This is a genomic window from Faecalitalea cylindroides ATCC 27803, assembly GCF_000469305.1.
GTDB classification, from domain to species: Bacteria; Bacillota_I; Bacilli_A; order Erysipelotrichales; family Erysipelotrichaceae; genus Faecalitalea; species Faecalitalea cylindroides.
Map to the genome: position 1 here is coordinate 40993 of NZ_KI270948.1, position 11539 is coordinate 52531.

At 33.1% G+C, this 11539-nt stretch carries 10 protein-coding genes and 1 tRNA gene; 6 read left to right on the plus strand and 5 right to left on the minus strand.

All coding sequences use genetic code 11. From position 1 onward, the window contains the following. Nucleotides 1-20: 20 nt before the first annotated feature. A complete protein-coding gene (locus tag HMPREF0367_RS00290; protein ID WP_015535884.1) occupies nucleotides 21-1160 on the minus strand; it encodes an acyl-CoA dehydrogenase in 1140 nt (379 codons plus the stop codon). A gap of 272 nt (nucleotides 1161-1432) precedes the next feature. Between HMPREF0367_RS00290 and HMPREF0367_RS00295 the strand changes: the two genes are divergently transcribed. After that, a complete protein-coding gene (locus HMPREF0367_RS00295) occupies nucleotides 1433-2638 on the plus strand; it encodes an acetyl-CoA C-acetyltransferase (RefSeq protein WP_015535883.1) in 1206 nt (401 codons plus the stop codon). A 47-nt stretch (nucleotides 2639-2685) separates the two neighbouring features. Here HMPREF0367_RS00295 and HMPREF0367_RS00300 read toward each other — a convergent pair whose 3' ends face one another. Then, nucleotides 2686-3276 carry a LexA family protein gene (locus HMPREF0367_RS00300; protein WP_022355903.1) on the minus strand — a complete coding sequence of 197 codons (591 nt, stop codon included), beginning with the start codon at nucleotides 3274-3276 and terminating at the stop codon, nucleotides 2686-2688. 141 nt (nucleotides 3277-3417) lie between these two features. On the opposite strand from HMPREF0367_RS00300, the gene HMPREF0367_RS00305 reads away from it, so the two are divergent. Both HMPREF0367_RS00305 and HMPREF0367_RS00310 read left to right on the plus strand, forming a co-directional pair. After that, nucleotides 3418-4674, plus strand: a complete 1257-nt coding sequence (locus tag HMPREF0367_RS00305) for a Y-family DNA polymerase (RefSeq protein WP_035400016.1) — start codon at nucleotides 3418-3420, stop codon at nucleotides 4672-4674. After that, the gene (locus HMPREF0367_RS00310) at nucleotides 4664-4981 is read left to right on the plus strand and encodes a YolD-like family protein (RefSeq protein WP_035400019.1); all 318 of its coding nucleotides are present in this window, start codon (nucleotides 4664-4666) and stop codon (nucleotides 4979-4981) included. Before HMPREF0367_RS00305 ends, HMPREF0367_RS00310 begins: the two co-directional genes overlap by 11 nt. A 220-nt stretch (nucleotides 4982-5201) precedes the next feature. Here HMPREF0367_RS00310 and HMPREF0367_RS00315 read toward each other — a convergent pair whose 3' ends face one another. From HMPREF0367_RS00315 to HMPREF0367_RS09920, 3 genes are read right to left on the minus strand one after another with little or no spacing between them, the layout of a single operon-like run. Beyond that, nucleotides 5202-7448 carry an ABC transporter permease gene (locus HMPREF0367_RS00315; protein ID WP_035400021.1) on the minus strand — a complete coding sequence of 749 codons (2247 nt, stop codon included), beginning with the start codon at nucleotides 7446-7448 and terminating at the stop codon, nucleotides 5202-5204. Nucleotides 7449-7503: 55 nt separating this feature from the next. Next, nucleotides 7504-8622 carry a sensor histidine kinase gene (locus tag HMPREF0367_RS00320; RefSeq protein ID WP_035400024.1) on the minus strand — a complete coding sequence of 373 codons (1119 nt, stop codon included), beginning with the start codon at nucleotides 8620-8622 and terminating at the stop codon, nucleotides 7504-7506. Next, the gene (locus tag HMPREF0367_RS09920) at nucleotides 8619-9269 is read right to left on the minus strand and encodes a response regulator transcription factor (RefSeq protein ID WP_051335100.1); all 651 of its coding nucleotides are present in this window, start codon (nucleotides 9267-9269) and stop codon (nucleotides 8619-8621) included. The genes HMPREF0367_RS00320 and HMPREF0367_RS09920 overlap by 4 nt, the downstream gene beginning before the upstream one ends. A gap of 189 nt (nucleotides 9270-9458) precedes the next feature. Here HMPREF0367_RS09920 and HMPREF0367_RS00330 point away from each other — a divergent pair, with 189 nt between their 5' ends. The 3 genes from HMPREF0367_RS00330 to HMPREF0367_RS00340 all read left to right on the plus strand — a co-directional run bounded on the left by HMPREF0367_RS00330 (nucleotide 9459) and on the right by HMPREF0367_RS00340 (nucleotide 11538). Continuing rightward, entirely contained in the window at nucleotides 9459-10643 is a 1185-nt protein-coding gene (locus HMPREF0367_RS00330) for an acetyl-CoA C-acetyltransferase (RefSeq protein ID WP_015535880.1), read from the plus strand. A gap of 362 nt (nucleotides 10644-11005) precedes the next feature. Further along, nucleotides 11006-11278 (plus strand): nucleotidyltransferase domain-containing protein, encoded by a 273-nt coding sequence (locus HMPREF0367_RS00335; protein WP_211237370.1) that lies wholly within the window; start codon nucleotides 11006-11008, stop codon nucleotides 11276-11278. A gap of 186 nt (nucleotides 11279-11464) precedes the next feature. Then, nucleotides 11465-11538: transfer RNA gene (locus HMPREF0367_RS00340), tRNA-Cys, on the plus strand. The last annotated feature ends 1 nt before the right edge of the window (nucleotide 11539 follow it).

The window sequence follows — 11539 nt, forward strand, 5'->3', positions numbered from 1 at the left end:
AATTATTCAGATTCCTTTCTTTAGCGTAACATTGCACCAGAAATTACCATACGTTGAACTTCTGAAGTACCTTCATAGATTTCAGTGATCTTAGCATCACGGAACATTCTTTCAACTGGTAAATCACGAGTATAACCATATCCACCCATTAACTGGATAGCTTTTGTAGTTACTTCCATTGCAACTTCAGCAGCAAACAATTTAGCTTCAGCAGCAAGTGTTGTATAAGGACGACCTTCTTCTTTTGCCATAGCAGCAGAATATACAAGCCATCTTGCAGCATCTACTTTAGTCTGCATATCAGCTAATTGGAACTGAGTGTTCTGGAATTTAGCGATTGGACGACCAAACTGTTTACGAGCTTTTACATAAGGGATAACTTCATCGATAGCACCCTGAGCAATACCTAATGCCTGAGCAGCGATACCGATACGTCCACCATCAAGAGTCTGCATTGCGATCTTGAATCCCTGTCCTTCTTTACCTAATAGGTTTTCTTTTGGAATACGAACGTTATTGAAGATAAGTTCACTTGTAGCAGAACCACGGATACCTAATTTCTTTTCATGAAGACCGAAAGTGAATCCTGGAGTTCCTTTTTCTACGATAAACGCAGAAATACCACGAGTTCCTTTTGATTTATCTGTCATTGCGAAGATGATATAAACTTCAGCTTCACCTGCGTTTGTGATGAAGATCTTAGTACCGTTCAATACATAATGATCACCATCTAAAACAGCTGTTGTCTGCTGTCCAGCAGCATCTGTACCGGCATTTGGTTCAGTCAAACCAAATGCAGCAAGTCTTTTACCTGTGCATAGGTCTGGTAAGAAACGTTTTTTCTGTTCTTCTGTACCAAACTGAGCGATTGGCCAAGTACCCAAAGATGTATGAGCACTTAATACAACACCTGTTGTCGCACAAGTTTTTGATAATTCTTCTACAGCCATGATGTAGCAAAGATAGTCAGCTCCAGCTCCTCCGTATTCACGAGAATAAGGAATACCTAACATTTTTGCCTGACGCATAACTTCAACGTTTTCTTTTGGGAAACGTTCGTTTTCGTCTACATCAGCTGCGTTTTCTTTTACTTCGTTTTGCGCAACTTCTCTGAACAACTTCTGCATAAGTTTTTGTTGTTCTGTTAAATTGAAATCCATAAATGAAGTTCTCCTTTCCTTTTCTGAACCATTCGATTTTTTGGATATCGAAAAGCATGATAAAGATAAACTTTTCACACAGACTCATTTTACAAGGTATTTTTCATGTAGTCAATGAATTTGTGAATTTTTTAATTAGTTATTTTTTGACTTTTTTTAACAAGTATTCTACACAAATTATTTTTTTCACAAAGTGTTGACAAACCCTTTCCTTTTGTCTAGTATGTGACTGTAAAAACCTATTATATAAAGGTAGAAAGTGAGTGTAAAAAATGAGAAAAGCTTATATCGTCGCTGCAAAACGTAGCGCAATTGGTACTTTTATGGGCAGCTTGACAGACGTTGATGTTGCCGATATGGGAGCAACCGTATTAAAAGAAACAATCAAACAGGCCAACATTGATCCTGCAAACCTTGATGAAGTTATCATCGGTAATGTAATTGCTGCAGGACTTGGACAAAACATCGCCCGTAACGTTGCTTTTAAAGCAGGTATTCCTGTAGAAGTATGTGCTCAATCCATTAACATGCTTTGTGGTTCTGGTTTAAAAGCTGTAATGGAAGCAACTTTAAGAATTCAGGCAAACTTTGGTGATCTTTATGTAGCTGGTGGTGTTGAATCAATGACACGCGCTCCATTCTTATTGAGCTATAAGAATCGTAAAGGTGTTAAATCTGGTGATATGACGGTCGTAGACTCTATGTTGCATGATGGTTTAACAGATGCTATGTATGGAATTCACATGGGTGTAACAGCCGATAATATTGCCAAAAAGTATAACATCTCTCGTGAAGCACAGGATGAATTTGCTTTAGCAAGTCAGCAAAAAGCTTTGGCAGCTATTGAATCTGGTCGCTTCAAAGATGAAATCGTTCCTATCACTTATTCCACAAGAAAAGGTGAAGTAGTTTTTGATACAGATGAGCATCCTCGTCAAACAAGCATGGAAAAACTAGCTAAACTTCGTCCAGCTTTCACAAAAGACGGAACCGTTACAGCAGGTAATGCTTCAGGTATCAATGATGGTGCTTCTTTCACGATCATCGCAAGTGAAGACGCCGTTAAGAAATATAACTTAAAACCGATCTGTGAAGTTGTGGGATTTGGTCAAGGTGGTGTTGATCCACGTGTCATGGGACTTGGCCCTACTCCTGCTATCTTGAACGCATTGAAATATGCAGATCTTAAGATTGAAGATATGGAATTGGTTGAATTAAATGAAGCGTTTGCTGCACAATCTCTTGGTGTTATTCATGAACTTGAAGAAGCTACAGGTATGGATCGTGAAGAATTCTTGAAAAAGACAAACGTAAATGGTGGTGCAATTGCATTAGGACACCCAGTTGGTGCTTCTGGTAACCGTATCCTTGTTACTTTGATCCACGAAATGCAAAAACGTAATTTAACTACAGGTCTTGCATCTCTATGTATCGGTGGAGGTCAAGGAGCAGCTGTTATTATCAAAATGTGCAAATAAACTTATATCAAAAGAAAGCACAGAGAAAAATTTCTCTGTGCTTTTTTCTATGCCAGATCTTTTCGAATAAAACGAACTAGCCCTATAATCCGAACGGGTGTTTCCTCTACCTCTTTCATTGTAAAGAACTTTGATTCATACTTTGAGTTAGCCGGTTCTAAAATCATAAGATTATCTTTGAAATATACTTTTTTGATCGTTGCCTCTTCCTCGATCATTACGATAGCAATTTGTCCAGATTGAACAGTGTCACACTTCTTAACATATACAAGATCACCATCATAGATATGTGCTCCTTCCATAGAATCTCCGACAACTCTTAAAAAGTAATCACCTTTCTGAGCATCTGATTGCCCAAGTTCCAAATATCCTTCGATATCTTGATCTGCCCAAAGATCATACCCTGCTTTTACATTCCCTAAGATTGGTTTGATACGATCTGTTTCTTCAATTACTTTTTCAACATCGCAATCTAAGACAGTTGAAAGTTTTTGAATGGTCGTTTTTTTTAACTTTGTGCTTTCACCATTGATCCATCGATAATAAGTTGATACAGATACACCAACTTCTTTAGCTACATCCGCATGACTTAAATTATTTTGAATTTCAAATTGCACTAGCAGTTCTCTTAAGGTCATATGCATCACTCCATATTACATATGATAACAAATATAATTTTATTTGCAAAATTAAAACATTAAATAATTCACAAATTCCCAAATCTATCTTGTTTTAAGAATTGGATAGTTATAATATGAATTCACAGAGGAGTGATATAGATGGACAAATATTATTTATGTATCGATCTTAAATCCTTTTATGCTTCAGTAGAGTGTGTAGAAAGAGGACTAGATCCATTTAAAGTAAACTTAGTCGTTGCCGACCCTACAAGAGGGCCTGGTGCTATTACTTTAGCGGCCACACCTGCAATCAAAAAACTTGGCATAAAAAGTCGAGGAAGGATCTTTGAGATTCCCAAGCACATCAAATATGAAATTGCCATGCCAAGAATGAAATTATACATGGAATATGCGGCCAGGATCCATGAAATATTCTTAAAATATATATCCAGCGAAGATATCCATGTTTATTCGATCGATGAATCTTTCTTAGATATCTCTTCATATCTAAATCTATATAAAATGAACCCAAAACAAATTGCTTTGATGATCATTCAAGATATTTTTAAAGAAACCGGCATAACTGCAACTGCTGGAATTGGAACCAATTTGTTCTTAAGCAAGATTGCCTTGGACATCATGGCGAAACACGCTCCAGATTATATAGCTTATCTTGATGAGGATATCTTTAAACAAACATTATGGTATCATACACCTTTAACGGATTTTTGGATGATTGGACCAGGAACCGTAAAACGATTGAACGCTTTAGGAATACAAGATCTATATGGTGTAGCTCATTATCCTGAAAAAGATTTATATAAAACTTTTGGTGTCAATGCAGAATACTTGATCGATCATTCCTGGGGCAAGGAACCAACAACTATTGCAGATATCAAAAATTATGTTCCACAAGCCAATTCAATTTCCAATTCTCAAATCCTTTTTGAAGACTATTCCTATGATGATGCTTATTTAGTCATGAAAGAAATGGTTGATATCAATGTTTTAACTTTAATAGAACGACATCTAGTTACAAATCACATTTCCCTTTTCATCGGATATTCCAAAGATATCATTCCCCCTTCTCGAGTGAGTCGACAAATAACTAACACAACAAATTCGTGCCGTGTTTTATTAGACGAATTTAAGCGATTATATAAAATAGGTGTGAATCCTAACTACCCCATCCGCCATATTGCCATCAGTTTTGGCAACGTAAAAAGTGAATTATATGAGCAATTTGACTTATTTACCGATCCTGAAGATATTGAAAAAGAAAAAAGAATCCAGCAAACAATCCTGTCAATTCATCATAAATATGGCAAGAATTCTGTCTTAAAAGGAATGAATTACTTAAAAAGAGCTACAGCCAAAAAAAGAAATACATTAGTAGGTGGTCACAATGCCGATTAGAGTTCGGGCTCAACGAGCACAGATGTTTCAATCGTTTGATTCTTTAAGAGGATTTCGAGAAATCATCAAACAAACAGAAAGGATCATTGTACCAAAAAGAGAGCTTTCCAACGATGATCTTGAACTTTTAGACAGAACCGTTCATCAAGTACAACCTGGTATGGTGATTAAAGTCATTTATTATGATAAAGGTCAATATGTACAATTTAAAGGAAAAGTAGCAAAACTTGATTTTGAAAACAAAAAGATCCAAATTGTCAAAAAGACTTTGGATCTTAATGATATTGTAGAAATGGATATAGAATGATCTCTTTTCAAAAATCTCACTACTAAATTTTATTCATCTCCTGTTTTTAAGATGGATAGAACATATAATGTAAGAAATGCAAGAGTAACCAGGAAATATAAAGGCCAGGACCAATATTCCTGTGAAAATCGATTTGAAAAAGGATACATCAAACTTGGCGCCTGTAAATAGTCAAAATATTGAATAAAAACAAACAACCCAAAAGAAATAGAAATTATGATCAGGATTCTATTAGTATTTCATACAATTTTATTTTATGAAGGATTGATTTATCAATTCCTAATTGATGATAAATCTTTATCTTGTCTTTAACATCAGCATTTTTTTGTCTAAACAAGATATACTGCGTAAATAAAACAATAGCTATAACAATTGTAAGAATCACAGAATTTAAGACCATGTTATTTTGAATCGTTTCCTGCTGAATTCTTTTATTCTGTGCATTGTTAAAAAAACTGAGATCATTTTTTGCGCAAATACTAGCATAGAAAGCTTCCGTTGGTTCCTGCTGTATGTTTTTATCTAAATATAGGTAAAGTTGATTTACCTGTCCTTTTGAGTCAAAGAAAGTTGGAGAAACGAACACAGTATAAGGCGTCTCGTTATTTAATGATGGATCGTATTCTTCAAAAACATGACGAATGATTCCTCCAACTTTGGCTTCTTTTTGAAAGCCATCCGCTGTTCGTAAAGTTAATTTTGTTCCGATCTTAATTGTGTCTTCTTGAACAACCTTATTTAAATCATAAAATGTATTTGGATCAGTACTGACGTATGCCGTATTCTGTGTATCGAATAAATTTTCTGTTGTATATTCAGGAAGATAAATATAAATTTCTTTTCCCTTTAAGAAAGCTTCTTCATTAAACTCTCCATCATCTATGTTGTCTTTTAAAAATTTTAGATACTCGGTTTGTTTTGCACTGTATACATTTGGAAATAAACACTTTTGATTCTGCCAATCATAATCCATAAAGTGCGTTAAATGGTTTTCCATACCTTTCTTGTCCCATAAAAAAGATTGTTCTATTTCAGGCCATGTAACAGCAACATCGTAATTCAAATTTGAACTATAGTAGTTTTCAATGGATTGATTTGAAAGCAAGACATCCAGCTGGTCACTAATATCTTGCTGCTTCGTTCTATAACCGATTACTCGATCGCCATTATCATCAACAACTTCATATTTAAAAGAAGTTACATTTTTACCAGCTATCTGAATATCCGGTTGTGTATAAATTTCATTTAATTGATATTGTTCATGAATTTGTAAGGTCAATGAGTGATACAACAAAGTTAATAAAACTACAGATATGGAAATACGTAATAGTTCTCTTTTGTGATGAAAACGAAACGAACGAACAAACAATGAAAAAGGTGTTTGTTTCTTGTATCGGACTTTAATTGTTTTCTTTATGATTGTTTTTTGACTTGAAAAGGAATTTACATTGATTGACACAGAAGAAATATAAATATAACAAATCAAAACGATCATACTTAAGCTAAACAAATAAACCATCAAACTGATTAAAGATACCCATATATTTATTGATAAAACGATACAAATGATCAAATAAACACATAAAGGAAGACAAATCGACTTAAATAATAAAGAGGTAAAATCTTTAACCAGCATCTTATTATCCGTTCCTAATGATTTTAAGATTTGGATTTCTTTTGTATGCTGATTTGCCCAATGAATAAAGACATAAGCGATTAATAAAATAGAATAACAAACCGTGAATATGCCTAATAGAGTAAATGGTATATTTTGATCAGAAAAAGGATCATAAGTAAATTCAACATATGCATTCATGACAATATCATCATCAATTTGAATTTCATTAATCGAATCAATATATCCTTCTTTGGCAATTAAAAACAAATTTTTAGATATAATTGTATCTTCACTAGGAAATATAAAGAATGATGCAAGCGTTCCAACAGTTGTCCAACTTGACGAATAGTTATTAATGACACCCGAAAGTACATACTCTCTATGAATAACAGAGTCATCCATGTGTATGTCTAAATTTACTTTTTGATCTAATTCATAATCAATGCCCAGCAAATCCAAAACATATGCTTCAATCGCAATTTCGTTTTTATTTTCAGGCATATGTCCTGCTTTCATAGAAATATTAGACATTTCAAGAAAATCTTTATCTACATACCCGATTGAACCTTTATATTCTGTATCTTCTATAACCTCTCCGACAATGTTCATGTTTCCAATAGAGCGGATCATTTGATTGGACACAATCTTTGATTCAGAAGTTTCAGAAATATCGTAAACTGCTGCATTCCATGCACCATAAACAGCCTGGTTTTGCTCTCTTTTTATTTCAAAAATTCTTATCTGCATGAATATAGAAAAAAGTATGATCATTAAAGATACAAACAGGATCAAAGAAAGTGAGAAAGATAATTTCTTATTTTTTGAATAGTATTTGAATTTTCTTTTCATACTGTCTCCTTACGATCCCATTTTAATAAACGCAAGATTACAAATGCATCACAATTTAAATATTAATTCTTTCTAATTTGTTGACAGGTAAAAGAATCCTAAAAGTAGTCTTATTTTCTTGGGATGAGACATCGATGCTTCCAAAATGATGTTCAATAATTTCCTTTGTCATATTTAAACCAATACCATAATGGTTATCATTATGATTTGATGTTTCATACCGCTTAAATAAATCTATTTGCTTATCAACTGAATATCCGTGATCCTGAATTTGGATGATAGCTTGATTCTTTTCTTCTTTTAAATCAACGTAAATTTTAGTATTTTCAAAGGCGTATTCTAAACAATTGATCAGAATACTTTCAAGAGCTTCTTGTATCCAAAATGGATCCATAAATAAATAAAACTCTTTTGTATTTAATTCAAATTGAATGTTCTTCTGATAAGCCTGTTCTTGTACATCCAAAACAACTTGTTTAATACACGATTCTAAATTATAAAATTTAAATTGATAATGAAGATTGTTTTGTCGAATTGAATATCCTTTTAAAAAGTCATTTGTCAGTTTATTTATTTTTTCTAATTGGTGATCGATCCTTTCTATATATCCCTTATTTCCCTCATCATCATTTAATAAGTCTACATTCAAAAAACATGTAGATAAAGAAGATTTGATTTGATGTGCCATATTTTCATATTCTTGATTTTGTTTTTGTTGATCCAACGACATCGATACAATCCTAGCCTCATATTCCTTTTTAATTTTATTCACCTCATATACAATGTCATTTTCAAGATCTTCCTGACCCTGAATGGCCAGGATCGTTTTTTCTTTATCTTCATTCATTAACTTTTGCCGGCGAATCAAATAGAATAAAAAGCCAAAAAAGATTAAACAAATCAAGATCATAATGCAACAAAAATATGTATTTTTGAATAAGCATATAAAAAGATATGTCACTCCACTTTGCCCATATCCAAGATTATCTAATTCATCATATGCATGAATAATTGTTGTTTGATCAGGCTTATTAAAAAGAGAATATAAAGGGTCTTTGGCAGTCGCAATCGTTATCATCTGATTTAAATAATCATGCGCCAAAAGAAATAGAAAGAATAAGATCAAAAATAGTATGATAGCTAGAGGAATGAGTAATTTATAGCTTTTTTTCATAAGATCCACCTATATCCTTTATTTCTAGAACTTTCAATATATTTACCATTTAATTTGCTATTTAATTCAGAAACTCGTGTACTTACAGTAGCTAAAGATGTTTCATGATTGGTCTTTGAATAAATAGCTTTTGCTAAATCTTGTCGACTTACATAATTAGGATATTTTGAAAATAAACTTTCCACGATAGCAACTTCGCTAATAGATAACGAAAAAGTTGTTTCCTCAATTGTAAGTGTTTGCTGATTTAAGTTTAATATTGAATCGTTAAGTGAGATTGTTTGATTCCATTTCCCTGCTCTTTTTAAAACAGATTGAATTTTTGCTAGAAGAACCTTTATACGAAATGGTTTTTCAATATAATCATCTGCATCAAATTCATAACTTTTTAAAATACTTGATTCATTTGTATCTGAAGAAATAAAGGCAATTGGAGCATCGGTAATTTCTCGAATTAATTTACATAAATCTAATCCACATCCATCCGGCAATCGATTATCTATTAGATAACAGTCATATGCTCTATTTAATTCTTGATAAGCTTGTTCAAATGTATAACATATCATGACATCAAAAGCATTATGTTCCAGGATATCTTTTAATGTATAAGCCAATTCTTTATCATCTTCAATAATTAATATTTTCATAATAAATTCCTTCTATAAACATTTTATTATTAAGAAACATATTATGTAAAATGAAATTATTAAGTTGTTAAAAAAAAGATGATTTTAACTTGTGAAAAAAATAATTTGTTCATTGATTTTAAGAGTTACCTGTGATAAAGTCATGTGTGTAAGATAATTTACTTATCTCAATAATGGAGGAAATGAAAAATGAGTAAAAAAATTGTTTTAGCTGGTGCTTGTCGTACTGCTATTGGTAAAATGGGCGGTGCTCTAAGCAATACACCTGCAGCTGATCTTGGTGCTATCGTCATCAAAGAAGCTTTAAATCGTGCTGGTGTTAAACCAGAACAAGTTGATGAAGTTTTGATGGGATGCGTTATTCAGGCTGCACAGGGACAGAACGTTGCTCGTCAGGCATCTATCAAAGCTGGTTTACCTATTGAAGTACCTGCTGTTACATTAAACGTTGTTTGTGGTTCAGGTCTTAACTGTGTTAACCAGGCTGCAGCTATGATCAAAGCTGGTATGGCTGATATCGTTGTAGCTGGTGGTATGGAAAACATGTCAATGGCTCCATATGCACTTACAAAAGCACGTTTCGGTTACCGTATGAATGATGCTAAGATCATTGATACAATGACTAATGATGCATTAACTGATGCATTCAATCATTACCATATGATGATCACGGCAGAAAACATCTGTGATAAATATGGTTTAACTCGTGAAGAATTAGACGAATTTGCTGCTAATTCTCAGCAGAAAACTGAAAAAGCTCAGAATGAAGGAAAATTCGATGATGAAATCGTTCCAGTTCCAGTAAAAGTTAAAAAAGAAATCGTTGAATTTAAGAAAGACGAAGGCCCTCGTGCTGGATCAACTGTTGAAACATTATCAAAACTTCGTTGCTGCTCTGGTAAAGAAGGCGGATTGGTTACAGCTGGTAATGCTTCAGGTATTAACGATGGAGCTGCTGCAATCGTAGTAATGAGCGAAGAAAAAGCTAAAGAATTAGGCGTTACACCTATGGCTACTTGGGTAGATGGTGCTCTTGCTGGTGTTGAACCAGAAATTATGGGTATCGGACCAGTTGCTGCTACAAGAAAAGTTATGGAACGTACAGGTTTAACTGTAGATGATATGGATCTAATTGAAGCAAACGAAGCTTTCGCTGCTCAGAGCGTTGCTGTTGCTAAAGACCTTAACTTTGATATGAGCAAAGTTAACGTAAACGGTGGAGCTATCGCATTAGGACACCCTGTCGGTGCTTCTGGATGCCGTATCCTAGTTACCCTACTACATGAAATGCAGAAACGCGATGCTAAGAAAGGTTTAGCTACTCTTTGCATCGGTGGAGGAATGGGTTGCGCTACAATCGTTGAACGCGACTAATTAAATCTCCCAATAAAAGTAAAGAAGAAACTCTAAATTGAGTTTCTTCTTTTTTAATAATTATATTTTTAAAAATATTAATAATCAATTTTTCAATAAAGTGATAAAATCAAATTAGATTTTAAGGACGATATTATGATAAAGAAGAATAAAGAAAAATTTATTTTTACATGTTTCTTGTTATCTTCAATATGTATTTTGTTTGTAGCTCTTATGAACTTTTTAGATGGGAATACAACAATTGGTATAACATTTTTACTTTTAGGGCTATCTTTTTTTCTATTATCAACAACTCATTTAAAGAGTCATTCGTGAAGTAGTTTTTTATAAGCTATTTTATATAAGTATGGAGGAAAGATATCTTGTATAAACAAGTTTTTAAAAAATTAAAAGAAATTGGTCAGCACACATCTGATATAGATTGTATTCTTGTCGTAGGTTCAGTCGCAAGAGGAACAAATATTATGGGCTCAGATTTGGATATTATGATTATTTCAAGTAATAAATCATTTTTGGTACATGATAAAAGTTTTATAGAATACTTTGGGATAGTCTGTAATTCCAAAATAGAATGTTATGGTACTTGTACATCCATTCGAGTTTGGTATCAAGATGAAAATGAGATTGAATTTTGAATCGTGGATCCTTCATGGATTTCTTTACCTTTAGATTCTGGTACAAGAAAAGTATTAACTGGAGGGTATAAGATCATCATTGATAAGAAACATTATTGTCAAAATTTACCACTTTAAAAAATATATCTTTTTTTGTAAAAAATACTTGCGAAAATTGTGTATATATTATATTATATTAAGGCAGTTGGTTCCGTAGCCAAGCGGTAAGGCAATAGACTGCAACTCTGTGATCACCGGTTCAAATCCGGTCGGAACCTCCAA